Here is a 23,129-nt window from a genome sequence, read left to right on the forward strand (position 1 = left end):
CACCCCCTCCCACCGGCCCCTCCGCTCCTCCACCGGAGTGTGAAACGTGATCGACTCCGCGGGTTAACGGCGATGCTCTTGGCAAGGCTCTCCCGGAGGCTTACGTTCATCCCTCTACGGCCTCATCTACGGGCGTAGAGGCTCTGACGACCCGCCGAAGGAGCAGCTCATGGCCAACGTCGTACGTGCCGCTCTGGTCCAGGCCACCTGGACCGGCGACACCGAGTCCATGGTGGCGAAACACGAGGAGCACGCCCGCGAGGCGGCCCGCCGGGGTGCGAAGATCATCGGGTTCCAGGAAGTGTTCAACGCCCCCTACTTCTGTCAGGTCCAGGAGCCGGAGCACTACCGCTGGGCCGAGCCGGTGCCCGAGGGGCCGACCGTGAGTCGTATGCAGGACCTCGCCCGCGAGACGGGCATGGTGATCGTCGTGCCGGTCTTCGAGGTCGAGCAGTCCGGCTTCTACTACAACACCGCCGCCGTGATCGACGCCGACGGGACCTTCCTCGGCAAGTACCGCAAGCACCACATCCCCCAGGTCAAGGGCTTCTGGGAGAAGTACTACTTCAAGCCCGGCAACGTCGGCTGGCCCGTCTTCGACACCGCGGTCGGCAAGGTCGGCGTCTACATCTGCTACGACCGCCACTTCCCGGAGGGCTGGCGCCAACTCGGTCTCAACGGTGCCCAGTTGGTCTACAACCCGTCCGCCACCCACCGCGGTCTCTCCTCCTACCTCTGGCGGCTGGAGCAGCCGGCGGCGGCCGTCGCCAACGAGTACTTCGTCGCCGCGATCAACCGGGTCGGCGTCGAGGAGTACGGCGACAACGACTTCTACGGGACCTCGTACTTCGTCGACCCGCGCGGCCAGTTCGTCGGTGACACCGCGAGCGACAAGACCGAGGAACTCCTCGTCCGCGACCTTGATTTCGACCTGATCGAGGAAGTGCGGCAGCAGTGGGCGTTCTACCGTGACCGACGACCGGACGCCTACGAAGGACTGGTGCAGCCGTGACCGACCTCTACGCCCGCCACAAGTCCGTACTGCCCGACTGGCTCGCCCTCTACTACGAGGACCCGCTGGAGATCACCCATGGCGAGGGCCGCCATGTCTGGGACGCCGAGGGCAACAAGTACCTCGACTTCTTCGGCGGCATCCTGACCACGATGACCGCGCACGCGCTGCCCGAGGTCACCAAGGCGGTGAGCGAGCAGGCCGGGCGGATCCTGCACTCGTCCACGCTCTACCTCAACCGCCCGATGGTCGAACTCGCCGAGCGCATCGCCCAGTTGAGCGGCATCCCGGGCGCCCGCGTCTTCTTCACCACCTCCGGCACCGAGGCCAACGACACCGCCCTGCTGCTCGCCACCACCTACCGGCAGAGCAACACCGTCCTGGCGATGCGCAACAGCTACCACGGCCGTTCCTTCAGCGCGGTCGGCATCACCGGCAACCGCGGCTGGTCCCCGACCTCGCTGTCACCGCTGCAGACGCTCTACGTCCACGGCGGCGTCCGCACCCGCGGCCCGTACGCCTCACTCAGCGACGACGACTTCATCGCGGCCTGCGTCGACGACCTCAGGGACCTGCTCGGCCACACCCGCCCGCCCGCGGCCCTGATCGCCGAGCCCATCCAGGGCGTCGGCGGCTTCACCTCCGGTCCGGACGGCCTGTACGCGGCCTTCCGCGACGTGCTCGCCGAGCACGGCATCCTCTGGATCGCCGACGAGGTGCAGACCGGCTGGGGCCGCACCGGCGACAACTTCTGGGGCTGGCAGGCACACGGCCAGAGCGGCCCGCCGGACATGCTCACCTTCGCCAAGGGCATCGGCAACGGCAGCTCCATCGGCGGAGTCGTCGCCCGCGCCGAGATCATGAACTGCCTGGACTCCAACAGCATCTCGACCTTCGGCGGCACCCAGATCACCATGGCTGCCGGTCTCGCCAACCTCTCCTACCTGCTGGAACACGACCTGCAGGGCAACGCCCGGCGCGTCGGCGGGCTGCTCATCGAGCGGCTGCGGGCCGTCGCCGCCCAGGTCCCGCACGTACGGGAGGTGCGCGGCCGCGGCCTGATGCTCGGCATCGAGCTGGTGAAACCGGGGACCGACGAGGCCGACCCGGACGCCGCGTCCGCCGTCCTCGAAGCGACCCGCGCCGACGGGCTGCTCATCGGCAAGGGCGGCGGCCACAGCACCAGCGCCCTGCGCATCGCCCCGCCTCTGTCCCTGACGGTCGCGGAGGCCGAGGAGGGCGCCACGATCCTGGAACGCGCTCTGAGGAGCCTCACGCAGTAGCGGACTGAGCAAGGGAAGACCGCCATGACCACCACCTTCGGGACCCTCGAACCGGCGCTGTCGGTGCGCCAGGTGCTGACCCTGGAACGGGTCCTCGCCGGGGAGCCCGAGGTGGTGGCCGGCGCGGCCCAGCTGGACCGGCCCGTGCGCTGGGTGCACGTCGCCGAGGCGCCGGACGTGGGCGTCATGCTCAGCGGCGGCGAGATGGTGCTCACCACCGGTGTGCTGCTCGCCGGCGACGAGGAGAAGCAGACCGAGTACATCCGGTCCCTGCACCGCGCCGAGGCCGCGGCCGTCGTGCTCGGCCTCGGGCGGGCCTTCCCCTCCCCGCCGGACGTGATGCGCAGGGCCGCCGAGCGCTGCGGGCTGCCGATGATCGTCCTCCACCGGCCGTTCCCGTTCGCGGAGTTGACGGAGGAGGTCCAGGCCCGGCTGGTACGGCGGAAGTTCGCCGCCGTGAGCCTTTCGGAGTCCGTCCGCACGGCGCTCACCGGGCTCATCACCGCGGGCGCCCCGCTGCAACGGCTGCTCGACGAGATCGCCCAGCACAGCGCGTGCCCGGTCGTCGTCACCAACCTCGCCCACCGCGTCCTCGCCACCGCGGGGGAGCGGCCGGCCGTGGACGACGTCCTGCGCGACTGGGAGCGCATCGCCCGGCAGGCCGGCGGCAGCGAGGGCGACGGCTGGATCCGCGCCGAACTCGGCGGGCGCGGCGAGCGCTGGGGCCAGATCATGCTGTGCGGCCACCGCGGCGACACCGCCACCGGACGCCTGCTCGCCGACCGGGCCGCCGAGGCCCTCGTGCTGCACCGCATGCTCGGCGGTGCCTCGGCGCACACCTGGGAGGAGCAGTCCGCGCAGAGCCTGCTGACCGACCTGGTCAGCGGGGTCGTACCGGCCAGGCAACTGCTGCCACGCGCGCGTGCCGCCGGACTGCCGGTCAACCGGCGCACCTTTGTGCCGCTGGTGGTGCGGCACGGCGATCCGGCCCAACTGGACCGCGTATTGCGCATGTTGGGCCTGTCCGGACTCGTCGCCGAGCTCGCCGACGAAGCCACCGCCGTGCTGCTCAGCCTCGCCCGCGACCAGGACGCGGGCGTCCTCACCGCGCACTTCGCGACCCGGCTGCGTACGGAGTCCGGGTCGACGAAGACGGTCGTGGCCGCCGCCGACCCGCGCACCGCCTGGGACGACGTGCCCGCCGGACTGCGCGAGGCCCAGCACGTCGCCGACGCCGTCGCCGACTCCTCGGCCGCCCTCGACCTCCCGGCCGTCGTACGCCTCAAGGACGTACATCTGCGGGGTCTGATCCGGCTGCTGCGGGACGATCCGTATGTGCAGTCGTTCGCGGAGCGGGAGCTGGACGGGCTGCTGTGCGCGGCCGACGAGGACCTGCTGTCCGTGCTGCGCACCTATCTGGCCACCGGCCGCAACAAGTCCCGCACGGCCCAGCTCCATCACGTCTCCCGCCCTGCCCTGTACCGCCGCCTGGAGGCCATACAGGGTCGCCTCGGCGTGGACCTCGACGACTTCGAGCAGGCCGCCTCGGTGCACATCGCGCTCCTCGCGCACGACGCGCAACAGGGCTGAAACATGCCACGACCTGGGAAAACGGCGGTGAAACATGGGCTCGGAAGAGGGTGACACCGTGGCACGCCACACGCCCGCAGACGTGACAGCGTGCAACTCACCGCCTGTTTTCGGACTTCCTAGTCTTCTGGGGCGGACGACGGAAATTCCGGCGCCCGCCCCAGCACACCGAGCGACCGGAGGTCCCGATGAGCAGAGTGATCCGTGCCGCCCTCTTCCAGACCGCGTGGACGGGCGACAAGGAGTCGATGATCCAGGTACACGAGCAGGCGGCCCGGGACGCGGCCGCGCAGGGTGCTCAGGTCCTGTGTTTCCAGGAGCTGTTCTATGGGCCCTACTTCTGCCAGGTCCAGGACAAGGCGTTCTACGAGTACGCGGAAGCGATCCCGGACGGCCCGATCGTCAAACGCTTCCAGGCCCTCGCCAAGGAGCTGGGCATCGTCCTGATCCTGCCCATGTACGAGGAAGCGCAGCCCGGCGTCCTCTACAACACGGCCGCGGTGATCGACGCGGACGGCTCGTACCTCGGCAAGTACCGCAAGCACCACATCCCTCAAGTGCCGGGATTCTGGGAGAAGTTCTACTTCCGTCCCGGCAACGCCGGCTGGCCGGTCTTCGACACCAAGGTCGGGAAGATCGGCGTCTACATCTGCTACGACCGCCACTTCCCGGAGGGCTGGCGGGCCCTGGGGCTCGCGGGCGCCGAGATCGTCTTCAACCCGTCGGCCACCTCGCGCGGCCTGTCCGCCTACCTCTGGCAGCTGGAGCAGCCGGCGGCGGCCGTCGCCAACGAGTACTTCGTCGGCGCGATCAACCGGGTCGGTGTGGAGGAGCTGGGCGACAACGACTTCTACGGGACGACGTACTTCGTCGACCCGGAGGCCCAGTTCGTCGGCGAGGTGGCTTCCGACAAGGAGACCGAACTCGTCGTCCGCGACCTGGACCTGGCCAAGCTCCGCGAGGTCCGCGACCGCTGGCAGTTCTTCCGAGACCGCCGCCCGGACGCGTACGGCCCGCTCACGGCGCCGTAGGACCAGGCGGTACTCCCCGCGCCCTGAACGGGCGCGGGACAGCGTCAATATGCGGCCCCGCCGCGTGGGCGCGACCAGCCACAACCGACCCGCACTCGTCGAACAAGCAGCGGAGTGGAAAAGCATGAGCAGCCGTACGGTCATCCGCGGTGGCCTAGTCATCACCGCATCCGACGAACTCCACGCCGACGTCCTCATCGAGGACGGCCGCATCACCGCCCTCGCCGCCGCCGGCACGACCGTCGCCGAGGCCTGGACCGCCGAGCGGACGATAGACGCCACCGGCAAGTACGTCATCCCGGGAGGCGTCGACGCCCACACCCACATGGAGTTGCCGTTCGGCGGCACTTTCGCCTCCGACACCTTCGAGACCGGCACCCGGGCGGCCGCCTGGGGCGGTACGACCACGATCGTCGACTTCGCCGTGCAGAGCGTCGGCCACTCCCTGCGCGAGGGCCTCGACGCCTGGCATGCGAAGGCCGAGGGCAACTGCGCGATCGACTACGCCTTTCACATGATCGTCTCCGACGTGAACCAGGACACCCTCAAGGAGATGGACCTGCTGGTGGAGGAAGGCGTCACCTCCTTCAAGCAGTTCATGGCCTACCCGGGTGTCTTCTACTCCGACGACGGCCAGATCCTGCGCGCCATGCAGCGCTCCGCCGAGAACGGCGGCCTGATCATGATGCACGCCGAGAACGGCATCGCGATCGACGTCCTCGTCGAGCAGGCCCTGGCGCGCGGCGAGACCGACCCCCGCTACCACGGAGAGGTCCGCAAGGCGCTGCTGGAGGCCGAGGCCACCCATCGCGCCATCAGGCTCGCGCAGGTCGCGGGCGCGCCGCTCTACGTCGTGCACGTCTCGGCCATGGAGGCCGTGGCCGAGCTGGCACGCGCGCGTGACGAGGGACTCCCCGTCTTCGGCGAGACCTGCCCGCAGTACCTCTTCCTGTCCACCGACAACCTCGCCGAGCCGGACTTCGAGGGCTCGAAGTACGTGTGCAGCACGCCGCTTCGCCCCAAGGAGCACCAGGCCAGGCTGTGGCAGGGTCTCAGGACCAACGACCTCCAGGTCGTCTCCACCGACCACTGCCCCTTCTGCTTCGTGGGCCAGAAGGAGCTCGGCCGCGGCGACTTCTCCAAGATCCCCAACGGCCTCCCTGGCGTCGAGAACCGAATGGACCTGCTCCACCAGGCCGTCGTCGAGGGTCACATCTCCCGCCGCCGCTGGATCGAGATCGCCTGCGCCACCCCGGCCCGGATGTTCGGCATGTACCCGAAGAAGGGCACGATCGCGCCGGGCGCGGACGCGGACATCGTCATCTACGACCCGAACGCCGAGCAGGTCATGTCCGTCGAGACGCACCACATGAACGTCGACTACTCGGCCTACGAGGGCAAGCGCACCACCGGCCGGGTCGAGACGGTCCTCTCGCGCGGCGAAGTCGTCATCAACGAGCGGGAGTACACCGGACACGCCGGACACGGTGTCTACACCCCGCGCTCCACCTGTCAGTACCTCAACTAGGAGTGGCGCCCATGGACTTCGGACTCGTCCTGCAGACCGACCCGCCCGCCTCGAAGGTCGTCAGCCTGATGAAGCGCGCCGAGCGCAACGGCTTCACCCACGGCTGGACCTTCGACTCCGCCGTGCTGTGGCAGGAACCGTTCGTGATCTACAGTCAGATCCTGTCGAACACCACCAGGTTGAAGGTCGGGCCGATGGTCACCAACCCGGGCACCCGCACCTGGGAGGTCACCGCCTCCACCTTCGCCACCCTCAACGACATGTTCGGCAACCGCACCGTCTGCGGCATCGGCCGCGGCGACTCCGCGATGCGCGTCGCGGGCCGCAAGCCCAACACCCTGGCCCGGATCAGCGAGGCCATGAAGGTCATCCGGGCGCTGGGCCGCGGCGAGGAGGCTGACCTCGGCGGCACGGTGATCAGGTTCCCGTGGATCAAGCCCGGCGCCGAACTGCCCGTATGGATGGCGGCGTACGGCCCCAAGGCCCTGAAGATGACCGGCGAGGAGGCCGACGGTTTCATCCTGCAGCTCTCCGACCTCTACCTCACCGAGTACATGGTGAAGGCGGTGAAGGAGGCGGCCGTCGCGGCCGGTCGTGACCCCTCCGCCGTGAAGATCTGCGTCGCCGCCCCCGCCTACGTCACCGAGGACGACTCGCCCGAGGCGCTGGCTCATGCGCGCGAACAGTGCCGCTGGTTCGGCGGCATGGTCGGCAACCATGTGGCCGACCTGGTCTCCAAGTACGGTGAGCACTCCGCCGCCGTACCCGAAGAGCTCACCGATTACATCAAGGCGCGCGAGGGGTACGACTACTCGCACCACGGGCGCGCCGACAACCCGGACACCCAGTTCGTACCCGACGAGATCGTCGACCGGTTCTGCGTCATCGGCCCGGTCGAGAAGCACATCGAGAAGCTGAACGCGCTGCGCGCGCTGGGCGTCGACCAGTTCGCCGTCTACGACATGCACGACGCCCAGGAGACCGTGATCGACGCGTACGGATCGCAGGTGATCCCGGCCGTCAACGGCTGAACCGACAGCTGCCGCTCAACTCCCCAGCCCCCCACTCCAGTTCTCCCCTCCCCACCTCCCCGGGGAGGGGGCCGGAGCTTGCCCCGCACGGCCTTTCCGGACCCACCCCTCATTGATTGGCCTGCCCATGACCGACACCGCTCCCACGGCGATACCGCCGACAGCCCAAGTCACCCTCGCCGACGGGCGGGTGGAGATCGCCCCCGGGTCCCCGCTGCCCAGCGGCCCGTACGCCAACGAGGACCTGCTCCCGGTCCCGGTCGAGAAGCGCACCTGGACCACGTACAACTTCTCCGCCCTGTGGGTCGGCATGGCCCACAACACGGCTTCCTGGACCCTGGCCTCCGGTCTGATCGCCGTCGGCATGGACTGGAAGCAGGCGGTGTTCACCATCGGCCTGGCCAATGTGATCGTGCTGATCCCGATGCTGCTCACCGGGCACGCGGGACCGAAGTACGGCATCCCCTTCCCGGTCTTCGCGCGCGCCTCCTTCGGCATCCGCGGCGCCAACCTGCCCGCCGTGGTACGGGCGTTGGTGGCGTGCGGCTGGTTCGGCATCCAGACCTGGATCGGCGGTGAGGCGATCTACTTCCTCGCCGGCAAGCTGATCGGGAACGGCTGGTCCGACGCGGGGAAGGTCGGCGGCTACGCCTGGACGATGTGGCTGTCGTTCGCGATCTTCTGGGTCATCCAGGTCGCCATCATCTACCGGGGCATGGAGACGATCCGCCGCTTCGAGAACTGGGCGGCTCCCTTCGTCATCGTCGGCGCGATCGTGATGCTGATCTGGATGAGCAACAAGGCCGGCGGGTTCGGCCCGCTGCTCGACCAGCCCTCCAAGCTCGGCTGGGGCGGCGGCTTCTGGAAGCTGTTCTGGCCGTCTCTCATGGGCATGATCGGCTTCTGGTCCACGCTGTCGCTGAACATCCCGGACTTCACCCGCTACGGGAAGTCGCAGAAGGCGCAGACCTGGGGACAGGCGCTCGGCCTGCCCACGACGATGACGCTCTTCGCGCTGCTGTCCGTGCTGGTCACCTCCGGGTCGCAGGCCGTGTACGGCGAGACGGTCTGGGACCCGGTACAGCTCGCCGCCAAGACGGACAACGTCTTCGGCCTGCTGTTCGCGCTGGTGACGGTCCTGGTGGCGACCCTGTCCGTGAACATCGCGGCCAACCTGGTCTCGCCGGCCTTCGACTTCTCCAACATCGCGCCCCGGAAGGTCAGTTTCCGGGCCGGTGCCCTCGCCACCTGCGTCATCGGCGTGCTGATCTTCCCGTGGAAGCTCTACTCCGACCCGCAGGGCTACATCTTCACCTGGCTCGGCCTGGTCGGCGGTCTGCTCGGCACGGTCGCTGGCATCCTCATCGCCGACTACTGGATCCTGCGCCGCGGCAGGCTCGACCTCGTCGACCTGTACCGGGCGGGTGGCCGCTACTGGTACGAGGGCGGCTGGAACTGGAGGGCCGTCGTCGCCTTCGTGGCCGGAGGTGTGCTGGCCGTCGGCGGCGCCAGTTTCAAGCCGCTGATCGACGGCAGACCCATCCCCGCGCTGGAACCGCTCGCCGACTACGGCTGGGCGGTCGGCCTCGGCACCTCGATGGTGCTCTACGTGGTGCTGATGCTGCTGCGCGGAAAGGACCGCCTGGAGGCCTGAGCCTTCGCCTTTGCCATCCGCCCCTTGGAGGGCAGCCGGTCCTACTGGCTGCCCTTCAGCGCTGTCACCGCGTCCCTCGACGCCTCGATCGCACCCTTGTTGATCTCGTCCGTGCCGGGTGCCTTCTTCGTCTCGAAGTCGCTGCCGTTGTACGTGACGACCACCAGCACATTGGACACCTGGGCGAACACCATGCCCTCGCGGGTCTGCTGCTTGTCCTGGGTGGTGAGATTGACGACGGAGTAGGCCTGGTCACCGAGTCCGGGAACGGCCCCTCCGCCACTCTTATCCGTAATGTGCTGCTTGTACGCAGTCTGTGCCGCTTCGTCCGAGTTCATCACCTCGAAGGAGACGTCGAGCCAGCGGTAGTCGTATCCCTTGAGCGCGTTCCACGAGCAGGTGCGGCGCAGTTTCGCGTCCGTCGACTGGATTTCCTTGCCGGCCGTCTTGGCGCCCGGAACGAGCGACTTGAGCGTCTTCCCGGCCACGCTGCCGCACGGTGCGGGCGAGGCGGCGTACGTCTTGGTCTGCGCGGTCGTGGAGGGAGCCGAGGCCGACTGGCTGCCGGTCTTCGGCGCGTCCTTGTGCTCGGCGGTCGTCGTCGCCGCGGGGCCGGACGTCAGCGCCCAGCCGGCCGCGGCCAGCACGACGACCGGGGACAGACGCGCGGTCAGAGCGAGCGGCAGAGGAAAATCGCGCACGGCACACATTTCGGTGGGGGACGGTGTGCGGAGGGGGTCCGCACTGCGGACGGGGCGCCAGTCTCACATGAGTCCCTGTGAGACGGAAGTGTCAACTCGCTCCGTGCCCGCGCGGTTACTGTTCAGTCAACTTCGGGCGCGCGGCGCGACCGGTCCGCGGTGACGAGCCGGACCCTGTCGTACTTCTCGACCTCGACGTTCTCCCAGCCGTCCAGGACCGCCCGAACGCGGTCGGAGCCGGAGCGGGACCGGGGGCACACCAACACCAGCCGTCCGCCCGGCATCAGCGCCCGCGCCAGATTGCGGAAGGCCGCCGCGGGGTCCGCGAACGACAGCACGCCGCCCCGGCTGACGATCACGTCGTAGCCGCACCGGGGGAACAGGTGGACCCGCGCGTCCGCCACCTGGTACCAGGCGTTCGCGACCTTCTCCGCGGCCGTCAGCTTCTGGGCCGTGCGCAGCAGCGGCTCCCAGATGTCGACGCCGACCGCGTACCCGCGCGAGGCCGGCCGGGCGGCGATCCGGGTCGTGGCCCCGGTGCCGCACCCGACGTCGAGGACACGGTCGGCGGACTTGACGCCGCCGCCGCGAACAGCGCGGCGTCTACGCCGTCCCAGGTGTGCGGCTGCCGGAGGTCGGCGATCGCGGTCATGACGTCTCCCGGGCGGCATGCAGACTGAACGAGCTCTCAATGCGGTCCACTGCCGCGAAGGCGCCGTGCGCGACGAGGTGGACCAGGCAGTGGTCGGTGTGCTCCGGCCGCCGCCAGGCCGTCACGTCCTCCTGCGTGATGCGGTACGGCGCGAGGGCGGCCAGCAGCGCGAGCCGCGCGCCGGGGTGCTCACGGCGGTCCGGGAGCCCGGCCCACGCGAGGGGCGGGTGCGAGCCGTCCCAGTCCCACAAGGTCTCCCGTACGAGGGCCTGCTCGTCGGCGTCGAGAAGGCCCGCGCCGGCCGCGGTCGCCGACCGGAGTGCGGCGTAGGCCGGGCCGACGGCCGTGCCCGCCGCCCACGCCGGACCCGGGGCCGGATCGGCCAGGAGGGCGAGAGCCGCGCCGGGCACGGCGCTACGGCGGACGGTCCGCGCGAGCGAGCGGCCCGCGAGGCTCCGTACCGGCCGCAGCCGCTGGGCGTTGCCCGGCAGCAGCCGCTCGGTCAGCAGGGCCGACACGATCCGGTTGATGAAATGGAAGGCGAGTGCGGTGCCGATGTAGGCGGGTGCGTGCTCGCGCGGGAACGGGTACGGCATCAGCCCGGCGCCCGGCACGCGCGTGTGCCGCCCCCAGGCGAGCACGCGCGCGTGCTCCTCGTCCTCCGGCTGCCGGCCCCGGGCGAGACGTTCGGCGAGGGCGTGGTCGCCGGTGGCGTGCAACAGGACCGTGTGCGCGTCCACGCAGAACGGGCACTTGTTGGCGCGCGACACCCCGTAGGCCGCCAGCTCCTTGCCGGTGCGGTCGCCCGGGCCGGCGATCAGTGACTCGCGCATCAACGCCCAGGTGGGGGCGAGGATTTCGGGCGCGGAGGACAGCACCACGAAGGTGGCCGCCCTGTCGATGCCGAAGTCGCGGGCGAGCTGCTCGTACACCTCGGCGACGCGGCCGGTGGCCGCCTCGGGCGGCAGGGGCTCGGTGAAGCGGAAGAGTGTGGACATGGGCAGCAGCGTGCGCCTCGGGGCCGGGCGCGGTCGTCGTACGGGCGAAGGCAGTCCGCACTGCGACTGCGGGGCGCGGCGGGCCCGGGCACTACTACGGGAGGAGTAGCCGTGGAGCCGTCCACAGGTCTGACGCCGTTGTCCGTGCCGCCGTCTACTGTGCGTGCATGGGCGGGCACCCGGTCTCACGCAGGTACCTCGCCGATGTGGCTCTCGCGGTCGTCGTCGGTGCCCTCGTCATGACCACGGCCGCCTTCGACTCGGGCACCACCGCCGTCGACTACGCGCTGATCGCGGTGAGTTCGGCCGCCCTGGCGTTCCACCGTGCCGCCCCGCGGGCGGTGCCGGCCGTGGCGGCGGTGAGCGGCGGCGCGTACGCCCTGCACGCCCACCCGGGACCGGTCTCCGCGCTGCCGGTGTTCGCGGCTGCCCTCACGGCGGTCCGCCTCGGGCACCGCGGGTACGCGGCCGCCACGAGCGGTGTGTTCCTGGCGGCTTACTTCGCGACCGGGCCGACGACCCAGCAGGTCGTCGAGAGAACCGCGCTGCTCGCGGGCTGGTTCCTGTCCGCGGTGGTCGCGGGCATGGCGGACCGCAACTGGCAGGCGTATCTGCGCCAGACCGAACAGCGCGCCCTGGAGGCCGAGCGCACCAGGGAGGAGGCCGCCCTGCGCCGTGCGGGCGAGGAACGCCTGCGGATAGCCCGCGAGTTGCACGACTCCCTCACCCACAGCATCTCGATCGTCAAGCTCCAGGCGGGCGTCGCGGTGCACCTCGCCCGCAAGCGCGGTGAGGAGATACCGCCCGCGCTGCTCGCCATCCAGGACGCGAGCGGCGAGGCCATGCGCGAACTGCGGGCCACCCTGGAGGTACTGCGCGGCGACGAGCCGACCGGCACGCCCGCGCTGCTGGTGGAGCGGGCCTGCGCGGCGGGGCTCGCGGTGGAGCTGACGGTGACCGGTGAGGAACGGCCCCTGGCGGCGACGGTCGACCGCGCGGTGTACCGCATCGTCCAGGAGGCCCTGACCAACGCGGCCCGGCACGCGGGAGCGGCCAAGGTCGACGTCCAACTCGCCTACGGAGCCGACGCCTTGACGATACGGGTCGAGGACGACGGCACCGCCGACCCGGACCGCCCGCCCGTACCCGGTGTGGGCCTGACGGGCATGCGCGAGAGGGTGACCGCGCTCGGCGGGACCCTGCACACCGGCCCGCGCGCGGCGGGCGGCTTCGAGGTGCGGGCCTTGCTGCCGCTCGGGGAGACGGGATGATCCGGGTCGCCCTCGTCGACGACCAGGCCCTCATGCGCGCCGGATTCCGGGCGCTGCTGGAGGCCGAAGACGGACTTGAGGTGGTCGGCGAGGCGGCGGACGGCGAACAGGGCCTGGCGCTCGTGCGCGCGCAGCAGCCGGACATCGCACTGATCGACGTACAGATGCCGGTGATGACGGGCATCGAGGCGACCCGCCGGATCGCCACCGACCCCGCCCTGTCCGCCGTGCGCGTCGTGATCCTCACCAACTACGGCCTCGACGCGTACGTCTTCGAGGCGCTGCGGGCGGGCGCCAGCGGCTTCCTCCTCAAGGACACCGAACCCGCCGATCTGCTCCAGGCCATCGAGGTCGTGGCCCATGGCGAGGCCCTGCTCTCACCGTCGGTCACCCGCACCCTGATCGGCGAGTTCGTCTCCCGCCCCCCGGACCGGTCGACGGCCCCCGGCCTGGACTGCCTCACCCGCCGCGAACGCGAGGTGACGGCCCTGGCGGCGCGGGGTCTGTCGAACGAGGAGATCGCCGCACACATGGTCATCAGCCCGCTCACGGCGAAGACCCACATCAGCCGGGCGATGACGAAGCTGGGGGCACGGGACCGGGCGCAGTTGGTGGTGTTCGCGTACGAGTCGGGGCTGGTGGTGGCGCGGGGAGGGGATCACCGGTTCGAGTGATCGCCGTGCGCGATAGCCCTGGGGGTGTGACGGATTGCGGTAGACCGGGGAAGGTGGTCATGCTGCAGGCACGATGTCCGATGGAGAACCGATGAGCACTCAACCGCACACATATGCCGTGGGTGACCCCGAAACAGCACTCAAGTATGCGATCCAGCACATCAAGGGTGACCGGGTGCAGATCGTCGAGGGGGTCATTGAACAGGTGGTGCGGTCCTGGGATCACGAGAGTATCGGGGACCGAATCCGTCGGCAGCTTGTTCCGGCGTTGGACAGGCTGGGCTGCATCGCCGGCTCCGGCGATCTGGACCTGCCGGGGACGAGCAACTGGTACGTGCCGGATCTGGCCGTTGTGCCGAAAGAACTCACCAAGGGTGCCGGTGCACTGGTACCTGACCAAACGCTACTGATCGTCGAGGTCACCTCGGAAGGCAACGGAGACACGGACCGCGTCGTCAAGCGGAAGCGCTACGCCGAATACGGAGCTCCGCTCTACCTGGTCGCCGACCGTCAGCAGCGGTCCTTCACCCTCTACGCCGAACCAGGCGGGCTCGGCTACACCAAGGCGGCAGGACCGCTCCCGTTCGGAACCCCGGTACCGTTGCCGGATCCCTTCGGCCTGGAACTGGATACCTCGGAGTTCTGACAGTCGGCAGCGCCGTGACTACGCCGCCGCGCCGCCTGCGTAGTCGCTGTTGAACGTCGTTTCGACGGTCGTGGCCACGGACTGGGCCACCCCGGTGCCGGTGAGGATGATGCCCAACTCCCGGTTGTTGGAGAGGGAGTTGCTGCTGATGTTCATGGAGCCCGCCTCCACCTCCTGGGTGGACAGTCCGTAGTCGGCGACCATGGCCTTGGCGTGGATGTAGAAGCCGTTGGGGTCGGAGTAGCCGACGACCTTGCCGCCGGCCGCCTCGATCTCGGACACCTCGCTGGAGTAGCTGGACGGGCTCTCCAGTACGACCCGCACGGTGACGCCCGCCCTCGCTCTCGCCGCGATGGCGTCGACCACCGTGCTGTCGCTGAACTCCAGTTCCTCGACGTCGAGCGTCTTCGTGGCGGAGTTGACCACGGACAACAGGCGGTTGCGGGAGTCGGTGGGCGACCAGAGCAGGTGGTCGCCGTCGGTCGGGGTGATCGAGGTGCCGGCGTAGTCGGCGTTGAAGACCTTCTCGATCGCTGCGACGTCACGCGTGTCGTCGGTGAAGACGCCGTAGTCGCGGCCGGTCGCGTAGTACTGCGAGGTGAGATTGCCCGTGAGGATCAGCGACTTGGTGGCGTCCACCGTGATCGTCTTCTGGTGGGTGTAGACGAAGCTCGACGACGACCACACCACCCCCACGCCCGCGTTCGTCAGGGCGGTGTACGCCGAGTTGTCGGCGGTCTTGTGCTGGCGGTCGAGGATCACCCGCACGGTGACGCCCTTGTTCTCCAGCGCTATGAGGTCGTTGACGGCCGTCGTGTCCTCCAGCTCGTACATGGTCATGTCGAGGGAGGTGGTGGCCGAGTCGATGAAGTCATAGATGTTCGGCTGGCTGCCGCTCTGCGAGAAGGCGAACGCGGAGTAGCTCGCGGCGTTCGCGGGGACGGCGGTGGCGACGACGGCGGTGCCGGCCGCCAGGGCGACACCTGCGCGCCCGATGACCTTCCACAGCATGCGTGACTCCTGGTCGTTGATGTCCACGTGGGGGGTGGGTGAACGTGGGCATGACACCACGCGCGTAGAACGCCCAGGAAGATAAGGTCGGTGAACACGGGATTACCGGACCGGAGCGCGGGCCGACAAAGGGGACTTCATGCAGGTGGGAGGAGGTTCATGCGGTCCCCGCGAGTTCGCAAAATCTTCGTAGGGTGCCCGCAGCGGAATGCGGCGCCCGGCGTCCCTGCCGGGAGACCCCGCAGAACGCCAGGCGACCCGCATCCGGCAACTCAGCCCTTGACGGCCGAACTCCCCACGCCCTGGACGAACCAGCGCTGGAAGAACGCGAAGACGATCAGGACGGACAGGACGAGGAGGACGCCGAAGGTGAGGGCCTGGCCCCAGCCGACGGGCATCTGGCCCCGGAAGACGCTCATCTCCAGCGGCAGCGGGCGCACCGACGGGTCGACGACGGCTACCGGGACCACCCAGGCGGGACGGCGCCGGGCGGGCGGGGCGTCCTGGGCCTTCGGAGCGGAGGCCGCCTTGTCGGGGACGGGCTGCTTCGGCGCCGTGGCCCGCACACCGCGCACGAACAGCGTCATCACCACGGCGAGGTAGCCGCCGTAGCCGATGACCTGCAGCCAGGTCATGGCAGGCGTCAGATCGAACACGCCCTGGAGCAGGGTGCCGTACCAGGAGCCGGCGTCGATGCTGCTGCTCAGGTCGAACGCGTACGCCGCGCTCCCGGGCAGCACGCCACCCTCCCGCAGGTCGCGCAGGCCGTAGCCGAGGTGACGAACGCGACCGCGATCAGACTGAGGGTGCCGCCGAAGGCTTCCTGGGCGGTCGCGGACAGGGACGCGGCGGTGAAGGTGAGGATCGCGCCGAAGCTCATGGCGAGCGTGACTGCCGCGAGTACGCCCGTCCACACCTGCGGCAGCCGGGACCGGGCGTCGGCCCGCACGAGGGTCGCGACCAGGACGGAGACGACGAGTCCGTTCCGAGGCCGAAATCGCCTGCGCTCCCGGCCGGGGCGGAGTCAGCGGGAAGCCGTCTGGTGGATACCGGGGACGTCCAGTTCGTCGGCACTGAGGAACTGGTTGTACGCGGTGACGTTCGTGAAGAAGATCGGGATGGGAAGGGTCAGCCCCGGTGGCAGCGGGGGCGGCATGCTCGGGGTGAACGTGACGGGGAGCAGGCCGAGGAGGTTCCCGCTGAGGACCTTGGTCAGGAGGACCACGGGACGACCGGTGGCAACCGTCGTACCGGAGGTGGCGTCCGTCTCCAACGTGCCCTGGCAGGGATACCAGGGGCCCGGGGCGGACGGGTCCACGCGGCCGATCCCGGGAATGCCCATGTCGAGCAGGGGCAGCCGGAGACCGGGCAGGCCGTGGAAGGGCGGAGCGGGCGGCGGGGGCTGGTTGCGGCCGCACCCGGGGGCAAGGAGAGGCGCGGTCTGGCGCAGGTTCGCGATGTCGACCCGGTAGGCGGTGAAGACCAGGACCTCCTGGGGGCCGTACGCCGTCGGCACCTCGGTGATGCCGTGATACGTCAGGCCGGTGAGCACCAGCAGCGGTGTGACGACCCGGAACGGCTGGGCGGCGGTGCGCACGCGGTACGCGGCGGCATCGACACCGAGCCTGAGAGAGATCAAGGGCTGCGGAAGGCACCAGGGCGACTGCTCGTCCCGCCCGGAGCCGGCGCCCAGATCGATGTGCAGGGGAAGCAGCGACAACGGCCCGTCCATCCGCCCGTCGCCGGGCAGCGGCGGGATGTCCAGGCGCAGGAGTGACGGCGGGTCGACCTTGTCGGCGGCGCCGGACCGGCTCGGCTGTTCGTCCGATGCGCCCGTTCCGGCGGTGTGGTCGGGCCTGGTGCGCTGCGGTGGGCCGGCGGGGCGAGTCGGCCGGGCCGTGGCACGCTCGTGCCGGTCAGCCGAGCCCATGTCGTTGTCGCGGTCTTGTTTGTCGCGGTCTTGTTTGTCGTGTGCTTCGTCGGAACCGTGCAGGCCGAGCAGGTCCGGGACCGAGCCGAGAAGGCCCGCTCCCGAGGAATGCACGGGAGCGGGTGCGGGCTTGACGGAGGCCGGCCCGCGTCCAGGCCTTTGCTGGTCGTGTGCTTCGGTACGCGGCTTCGGCACAAGAGGGCCGAGGGGCGCGTGCGGGCCGTCCACTGCCGTGCCTGAGCCCGGGACGCGGCCGTCGGTGCCGCGCGCGGGAGGCGCCGCCCCGGCCAGCAGTCCGCCGAGCAGAGAGCAGACGGTCAGCTGTGGAGGAGTCTTGTCGTCGACGGCTGTCCCGAGCACGCTGGGTGGATCGGCGCGGCTCGGCACCACCCGGGGAAGGTGCGCCGGGGCCGGTTGCAGCCCGCCCGTGAGCAGAGCTCCGATCGGAAGCACACCGAGCGCCCGCATACGGCTGGTGCGCCAGGTCAAACCGTTCGGGCGGGGGGTGCCGCCGCCTTGTCCGCCGCCGACCGTATGGCCTCCGCCGCCTCCCCAGCCGTCCGGCTCACCGGAACCGCCCGGGTCACCGGAGCCACCGGCGCCACCAGGCCCGTCCGGACCACCAGGCCCGTCCGGACCACCAGGGCCGTCCGGATCGTCCGATCCTCCGGAGCGGCCCGAGCCGTTCCCGCGACGCCAGTCCGGCCAGATCGGTGGCCGGGCCGGAGGCCGCTCGTATGGCACCCAGCTCACCGCCATCGCGCCGCCGGTGACACCCAGCAGAAAACCGATCAGGAAGCCGCCGAAATTGGAGAGCACGAGGGAGGCGACGGCGAGCACCAGCGTCGCGATGCCCGCGAACACCCGGTGCGCGGGCGACAGCCACAGGCTGAGCGCGAGGACCACCAGGAAGATCCCCATGAGCGACCCCGCCACGCCGGCGATGCCTTCGTGCATCATGATCGGCAACGGCGCGAACGGGATGGAGAGGATCTCGACCCCGGCCAGCAGCGTCCACACCCCGGCCCAGAACGGGCGGCTGCGCCGCCAGTCGCGGAAGGCGTTCCACCATCCCCGGCGCCGCCCGTCGGCCTCTCCCTTCCTCCCGCCTCCGAGACGCAGCCACGCACTACTCACGTCGATCCCCCGAAGTGTGGTGGTGTGCGTGGTCCGGATCGGAACCGTGGTGGTGTGCGTGGTTCGGATCGGAACCGTGGTGGTGTGCGTGGTTCGGATCGGAACCGTGGTGGGGGGCGTGGTCCGGATCAGATCCGTGGTGGTGTGCGTGGTTCGGATCGGAACCGTGGTGGGGGGCGTGGTCCGGATCAGATCCGTGGTGGTCTGACTGATCTGCGTCAGACCCGTGGTGGTCTGACGGATCAGCACCACCATCACCATCAGCATCGAAGCAGGGGTTCGAGCCGACCTGCACGCTCAGGTGGAGCCCAGGCAGCCGGAACGTCGCCGCGCTCACCGAACGCGTCTGCTGCCGCAGGTCGTCGATGCGTACGGTGTCGGCCTGCTCGCCGAAGCCGCCCGGCTCGCCGTGTACGCCCGGCACACCCTGCACGGTCGCGGCGTCCTGACCGATGTTGATGTTGTGGAAGACCGCGTCGCCCCGCAGGTCGTGGCTGTCCGCGACGAGCCGGTCCGCGTGCGCGGGAGTCCCCCCACTGCCCGAGGTCAGCCGCAGGGTGACGGGCCCGAGGACGGGCACGTCCTGTACGACGGACTGGCACAGGTCGTACAGGTCCGCGGACCGGATGCCGGAAAGAGCCTCCGGGTACGAGGCATGAGCTCCGCGGTCCAGCACACCGAACTGAACGAACCCCTGCCCGTCGAGCGTGCTGGCCGAGATCTGGAAGCTCTCGCCGGACACCGTGAACGAGTTGGGTGACACTCCGAAGGACGCGGCCAGGGCGCCTCGCGCCATCGCCGTGCAGAGCGAGGCGGACACGAGCAGGGTGGGCACCATGGCCACGGCCAGGCGCCTCCATCGGGTGTGGCCCGTGAGACGTGTGCTCACGGCGGTCTGGGTGGCACTGTCGACGTCGCTCGTCATCCCTCTCCCCGTCAGACAATCCGGGCCGGCCCATCAGCGGGCCCAGAAGCCCCAAATTCCCGAGTCTCGGGCGGTACGCATCGCCAACTCCGGCGGGACCCGCGGGTGACTCCGAGAATCAGCGGGGGACCCCAATGGACGGACGCATTCACCCGCGTGGGCCAGGCGAAGGGAGGGGTGGGCTCGTGCAACGGATTCTTGTGAGGAACCTCAGGTATTACCACCACGTCGGCGGGCGGGGCCGGACGCAAACGCAGCATCACCGCCAGTGATGCCCGCTGTGCAGGCCCGGGACTTCCAGTCGCAGGCAGTCGACTAGCAGGGCTTGGATCCGGCCCTCACGGTGAGGCGGAGGCCCGTGAGCCGGAAGGTCGCCGCCTTCACCTCTCGGGTCGACTGCCGCAGGTGATCGATGCGGACGGAGTCGGCAGACTGTCCGAAGAGTCCCGTCAGGGCGTCGGAACCGTTCTTGAAGGTCGAGGCATCCTGGCCGATGACGATGTTGTGGAAGACCGCGTCGCCGCCGAGGTCGTCGGTGTGGACGACGAGATGGTCCGCGTGCGCGGGCTTGCCGCCCCCGCCGGCGCCGATCCGCAGTGTGGTCTCGCCGACGACGGGGAGCTTGACGACCATCGACTGGCACAGGTTGTACAGGTCGGCAGAGTCGATCCCGGCGATGGCCTCCGGGTACGTCTGGGACTTCGACCGGTCCGTCGCGACGTACTGGGTGAACCCGGTGCCGTCCAGCCGGTCGGCGGTGATCTCGAGGTTCTGTCCGGAGATCGCCATTGACTGTGCCGTGACCGCGAGCGAGACAGGGAGGATGCCGCTGCCGATCCCCACCAGGAGCAGCGCGGACACCACCAGCGTCGGCACCATCACCCAAGCGAGCCGACTCCACCGGGTGTGCCCCGCGGGGCGGGCGCCGGGCTCAGGGAACGTCATCGCTGCCTCCCCGGCTCGAGCGGGGCCGAGCGCGGGTGGGACACCACCTGCGCCGCCGGCTGCGGCCGTCGGGCCACAGCCTCATTGCAACCCGGGGCTTGGTGGTCGGCAACCGGAAACGGTTCGCAGCGATCAGCCCGGGTTCCGGACGCCCGCGGATGCGCGGTGAGCCTCGCGTGCTCTTCCTCCCCGGGTTTCGTCTGGGATTGGATGGGGTCGGCCCATGCCCGCAGACAACGAGGTCAGAGATGCATTTCACCACTCGTCCCACTCTTCAGGGCACCTTCGGCATGGTGTCCTCCACCCACTGGCTGGCCTCGCAGTCGGCGATGGCCGTGCTGGAGGACGGCGGCAACGCGTACGACGCGGCCGTGGCGGGAGCGTTCGTGCTGCACGTCGTCGAACCGCACCTCAACGGGCCGGCCGGCGAGGTACCGATCCTGCTCGCCCCGGCGGGCGGCGAGGTGCGGGTGCTGTGCGGGCAGGGCGTCGCGCCCACCGGAGCGACGGTCGCCCACTACCGGGCACTCGGGCTGGAGCTCGTCCCCGGCACCGGGCCGCTCGCCGCCGCCGTGCCCGGCGCGTTCGACGCCTGGATGCTCCTGCTGCGCGACCACGGCACCAAGCCCCTCGCCGACGTCCTCAAGTACGCCGTCGCGTACGCCGAGCACGGGCACGCGCCCGTGGAGAACGTCGGCGCGACCGTCGAGTCGGTACGGCGGCTGTTCGAGACGGAGTGGACCTCGTCGGCGGATCTCTACCTGCCGGGCGGCAAGGCCCCGCGCCCTGGTGAGCTGCTGCGCAACCCCGCCCTCGCCGCCACCTGGAAGCGACTGCTCGCCGAGGTCGCCGGTGCGGGGGACCGGGTCGCGCAGATCGAAGCGGCACGGGAGGTCTGGCGCTCCGGGTTCATAGCCGAGGCCCTGATACGGCAGGCCCGGCGGCCCACCATGGACACCAGCGGGGAGCGGCACAAAGGCACCCTCACGGCCGCCGACCTCGCCGGCTGGTCCGCGACCTACGAGACCCCGGCGACGTACGACTGGAACGGCTGGACCCTGTGCAAGGCCGGCCCGTGGAGCCAGGGCCCGGCCTTCCTCCAGCAGCTCGCCCTGCTCCCGCCCGAGCTGCCCGAGTACGGGTCCGCCGACTACGTCCACCGGCTGATCGAGGGCTGCAAGCTCGCCATGGCCGACCGGGAGGCCTGGTACGGGGACGCGGCCGAGGTGCCCTTGGGGCAACTGCTCTCCGCCGACTACAACGCCGCCCGGCGCGATCTCATCGGCGACAAGGCCTCGTACGAACTGCGTCCCGGCAGCCCCGGCGGGCGGACCCCGCGGCTGAGCGGGCACGCGCGCGTGGTCGTCACCGAGGACCCGGGGTTCGACCCCATGGGCGCAGGAGAGCCCACGGTCGCCAAGCCGACCACGTCCCCGGTGCCGGGTGAGCCACGGGCGCGTGCCAATGATCCCGAGGTGCGCGCCGATGGCGCCACCCGCGGCGACACCTGCCACCTCGACGTCGTCGACCGCTGGGGCAACCTGGTCGCGGCCACGCCCAGCGGCGGCTGGCTGCAGTCCAACCCCGTCGTGCCCGAGCTGGGCTTCCCGCTCGGCACCCGGCTGCAGATGACCTGGCTGGAGGAGGGCCTGCCGAACTCGCTGACGCCCGGGCGCCGGCCGCGCACCACCCTCACGCCCTCCATCGCCCTGCGGGACGGCGTCCCGGTCATGGCGTTCGGCACGCCCGGCGGGGACCAGCAGGACCAGTGGCAGCTGCACTTCTTCCTGGCCGTCGCTTTGCGCGCGCAGGTCCGTGGGGGTCTCGACCTGCAAGGTGCGATCGATGCCCCGAACTGGCACAACGACAGCTTCCCGGGCTCGTTCTACCCGCGCGGCATGCGGCCGGGAAGCGTGACGGTCGAGTCCCGCATGGACCCCGCTGTTGTCGAGGAGCTGCGGCGCCGCGGACACGACGTGACCCTCGGTGACCCCTGGTCGGAAGGCCGGCTGTGCGCGGTGGCCCGGGTTCCGGAGACGGGCGTCCTGTCGGCAGCCGCGAACCCGCGGGGCGTGCAGGGGTACGCGGTCGGTCGCTGACCGAAGCCACCGGGCCCGCTGACCGGGCACACCGGGCCGCTGACCGGGCACACCGGGCCCGCCGATCGAGCAGCCGAGTTCACGCCGATTCCACCGGGGCTCCACCGGGAGGGCGGGGATTGTCAGTGGCGCGTGCTCTCATGGAGCCATGATCGAAGAGAAGGAAACCATCGACGAGTTTCTCGCCCGCCACTCGGCCGACGTGGAGGCGGCGGTCCGCAAGGCCGCCGCGGTCGAGATCATGCCCCGCTTCCGCCGGCTCGCCGCGCACGAGGTCGACCAGAAGGCCGGCCCGCACGACCTGGTGACCGACGCCGACCGCCTCGCCGAGCAGTACCTCACGGACGCCCTCGGCACTCTCCTGCCCGGTTCCGTCGTGGTCGGCGAGGAGGCCGTGCACGCCGACCCGGTGACATACGAGGCGATACAGGGGGACGCCCCGGTCTGGATAGTCGACCCGGTCGACGGGACACGCCAGTTCGTGCGCGGCGAAGCCGGATTCTGCACGCTGGTGGCCCTCGCGCACCGCGGAGTTCTGCTCGCCTCCTGGACCTACGCACCCGTACACGACCAACTGGCCACAGCTGTAAGGGGCCAGGGCGCCTTCCTCGACGGCGAGCGGCTGTCCGCGGGTTCGCCCGTCCCCGGCGGGGACCTCCAAGTGGCCACCTCCCACCCGGACTACACGACCGACGAGCAGAAGCGCGCCCTGCTCGGCCTGCGGACCGACGGTGTCGCGTTCCGTTCCTGTGGCTCGGCCGGCCTGGAGTATCTCGCCATAGCCCGCGGTGAGTTGGACGCCGTCGCCTTCTCCTGGGAGGCCGCGTGGGACCACGCGGCGGGAATCCTGCTGGTCGAGGAGGCGGGCGGCGCCCACCTCACGCTCAGCGGAGAGCCCTTCCGCATCACGGGCAACAACGTCCTGCCGTTCACGGCCGCCCGCGATGCGGAGACGGCCCGCCGGGTGCACGGGCTGCTGTCGGGCACGCCCTGATCCAGATGCCTGCTCAG

21 protein-coding genes are annotated in these 23,129 nt (G+C 70.4%); 12 read left to right on the forward strand and 9 right to left on the reverse strand.

Features of this window, described 5'->3' with window-relative positions:
* Positions 1-169: 169 nt before the first annotated feature.
* From LJ657_RS26230 to LJ657_RS26260, 7 genes are all read left to right on the forward strand, one after another.
* Positions 170-1,012 carry a nitrilase-related carbon-nitrogen hydrolase gene (locus LJ657_RS26230; protein WP_232651208.1) on the forward strand — a complete coding sequence of 281 codons (843 nt, stop codon included), beginning with the start codon at positions 170-172 and terminating at the stop codon, positions 1,010-1,012.
* Positions 1,009-2,295 carry an aspartate aminotransferase family protein gene (locus LJ657_RS26235; RefSeq protein ID WP_232651209.1) on the forward strand — a complete coding sequence of 429 codons (1,287 nt, stop codon included), beginning with the start codon at positions 1,009-1,011 and terminating at the stop codon, positions 2,293-2,295. Before LJ657_RS26230 ends, LJ657_RS26235 begins: the two co-directional genes overlap by 4 nt.
* Positions 2,296-2,319: 24 nt before the next feature.
* The gene (locus LJ657_RS26240) at positions 2,320-3,885 is read left to right on the forward strand and encodes a PucR family transcriptional regulator (protein ID WP_232651210.1); all 1,566 of its coding nucleotides are present in this window, start codon (positions 2,320-2,322) and stop codon (positions 3,883-3,885) included.
* 188 nt (positions 3,886-4,073) lie between these two features.
* A complete protein-coding gene (locus tag LJ657_RS26245) occupies positions 4,074-4,916 on the forward strand; it encodes a nitrilase-related carbon-nitrogen hydrolase (protein ID WP_232651211.1) in 843 nt (280 codons plus the stop codon).
* A 124-nt stretch (positions 4,917-5,040) separates the two neighbouring features.
* The gene (gene hydA, locus LJ657_RS26250; protein WP_232651212.1) at positions 5,041-6,444 is read left to right on the forward strand and encodes a dihydropyrimidinase; all 1,404 of its coding nucleotides are present in this window, start codon (positions 5,041-5,043) and stop codon (positions 6,442-6,444) included.
* Between the two features lie 11 nt (positions 6,445-6,455).
* Positions 6,456-7,475 (forward strand): TIGR03842 family LLM class F420-dependent oxidoreductase, encoded by a 1,020-nt coding sequence (locus LJ657_RS26255; RefSeq protein WP_232651213.1) that lies wholly within the window; start codon positions 6,456-6,458, stop codon positions 7,473-7,475.
* Between the two features lie 127 nt (positions 7,476-7,602).
* Positions 7,603-9,129, forward strand: a complete 1,527-nt coding sequence (locus LJ657_RS26260) for an NCS1 family nucleobase:cation symporter-1 (RefSeq protein WP_232651214.1) — start codon at positions 7,603-7,605, stop codon at positions 9,127-9,129.
* Positions 9,130-9,170: 41 nt separating this feature from the next.
* Here the strand turns inward: LJ657_RS26260 and LJ657_RS26265 are convergent, their stop codons facing one another.
* From LJ657_RS26265 to LJ657_RS26275, 3 genes are all read right to left on the reverse strand, one after another.
* The gene (locus LJ657_RS26265) at positions 9,171-9,830 is read right to left on the reverse strand and encodes a hypothetical protein (RefSeq protein WP_232651215.1); all 660 of its coding nucleotides are present in this window, start codon (positions 9,828-9,830) and stop codon (positions 9,171-9,173) included.
* 122 nt (positions 9,831-9,952) lie between these two features.
* Entirely contained in the window at positions 9,953-10,501 is a 549-nt protein-coding gene (locus tag LJ657_RS26270) for a class I SAM-dependent methyltransferase (protein ID WP_232651216.1), read from the reverse strand.
* On the reverse strand, positions 10,479-11,480 hold the full coding sequence (locus tag LJ657_RS26275) for a carboxymuconolactone decarboxylase family protein (protein ID WP_232651217.1): 1,002 nt from the start codon (positions 11,478-11,480) through the stop codon (positions 10,479-10,481). Before LJ657_RS26275 ends, LJ657_RS26270 begins: the two co-directional genes overlap by 23 nt.
* Before the next feature lie 167 nt (positions 11,481-11,647).
* Here LJ657_RS26275 and LJ657_RS26280 point away from each other — a divergent pair, with 167 nt between their 5' ends.
* The 3 genes from LJ657_RS26280 (at position 11,648) to LJ657_RS26290 (ending at position 14,071) form a co-directional block, all read left to right on the forward strand.
* The gene (locus LJ657_RS26280; protein ID WP_232651218.1) at positions 11,648-12,751 is read left to right on the forward strand and encodes a sensor histidine kinase; all 1,104 of its coding nucleotides are present in this window, start codon (positions 11,648-11,650) and stop codon (positions 12,749-12,751) included.
* Positions 12,748-13,425, forward strand: a complete 678-nt coding sequence (locus LJ657_RS26285; RefSeq protein WP_232651219.1) for a response regulator — start codon at positions 12,748-12,750, stop codon at positions 13,423-13,425. Before LJ657_RS26280 ends, LJ657_RS26285 begins: the two co-directional genes overlap by 4 nt.
* Before the next feature lie 91 nt (positions 13,426-13,516).
* Positions 13,517-14,071, forward strand: a complete 555-nt coding sequence (locus LJ657_RS26290; protein WP_232651220.1) for a Uma2 family endonuclease — start codon at positions 13,517-13,519, stop codon at positions 14,069-14,071.
* 18 nt (positions 14,072-14,089) lie between these two features.
* Here the strand turns inward: LJ657_RS26290 and LJ657_RS26295 are convergent, their stop codons facing one another.
* The 6 genes from LJ657_RS26295 to LJ657_RS26315 all read right to left on the reverse strand — a co-directional run bounded on the left by LJ657_RS26295 (position 14,090) and on the right by LJ657_RS26315 (position 20,019).
* Positions 14,090-15,082, reverse strand: coding sequence for a phospholipase D-like domain-containing protein (locus LJ657_RS26295; protein ID WP_232651221.1), 993 nt, complete (start codon positions 15,080-15,082; stop codon positions 14,090-14,092).
* 272 nt (positions 15,083-15,354) lie between these two features.
* Positions 15,355-15,822: a hypothetical protein gene (locus LJ657_RS49055; RefSeq protein ID WP_372487975.1), complete on the reverse strand. Its 468-nt coding sequence runs from the start codon at positions 15,820-15,822 to the stop codon at positions 15,355-15,357.
* On the reverse strand, positions 15,786-16,031 hold the full coding sequence (locus tag LJ657_RS49060; protein WP_372487976.1) for an FTR1 family protein: 246 nt from the start codon (positions 16,029-16,031) through the stop codon (positions 15,786-15,788). The genes LJ657_RS49055 and LJ657_RS49060 overlap by 37 nt, the downstream gene beginning before the upstream one ends.
* Before the next feature lie 75 nt (positions 16,032-16,106).
* On the reverse strand, positions 16,107-18,149 hold the full coding sequence (locus tag LJ657_RS26305) for a DUF6114 domain-containing protein (RefSeq protein WP_232651222.1): 2,043 nt from the start codon (positions 18,147-18,149) through the stop codon (positions 16,107-16,109).
* On the reverse strand, positions 18,142-19,074 hold the full coding sequence (locus tag LJ657_RS26310) for a DUF6230 family protein (RefSeq protein WP_232651223.1): 933 nt from the start codon (positions 19,072-19,074) through the stop codon (positions 18,142-18,144). The genes LJ657_RS26305 and LJ657_RS26310 overlap by 8 nt, the downstream gene beginning before the upstream one ends.
* A 315-nt stretch (positions 19,075-19,389) precedes the next feature.
* Entirely contained in the window at positions 19,390-20,019 is a 630-nt protein-coding gene (locus LJ657_RS26315) for a DUF6230 family protein (protein WP_232651224.1), read from the reverse strand.
* Positions 20,020-20,267: 248 nt separating this feature from the next.
* Here LJ657_RS26315 and LJ657_RS26320 point away from each other — a divergent pair, with 248 nt between their 5' ends.
* On the forward strand, positions 20,268-22,118 hold the full coding sequence (locus LJ657_RS26320) for a gamma-glutamyltransferase family protein (protein WP_232651225.1): 1,851 nt from the start codon (positions 20,268-20,270) through the stop codon (positions 22,116-22,118).
* Between the two features lie 148 nt (positions 22,119-22,266).
* Positions 22,267-23,112: an inositol monophosphatase family protein gene (locus tag LJ657_RS26325; RefSeq protein ID WP_232651226.1), complete on the forward strand. Its 846-nt coding sequence runs from the start codon at positions 22,267-22,269 to the stop codon at positions 23,110-23,112.
* The last annotated feature ends 17 nt before the right edge of the window (positions 23,113-23,129 follow it).

It is taken from the genome of Streptomyces guryensis (genome assembly GCF_021261325.1).
Taxonomy (GTDB): domain Bacteria; phylum Actinomycetota; class Actinomycetes; order Streptomycetales; family Streptomycetaceae; genus Streptomyces; species Streptomyces guryensis.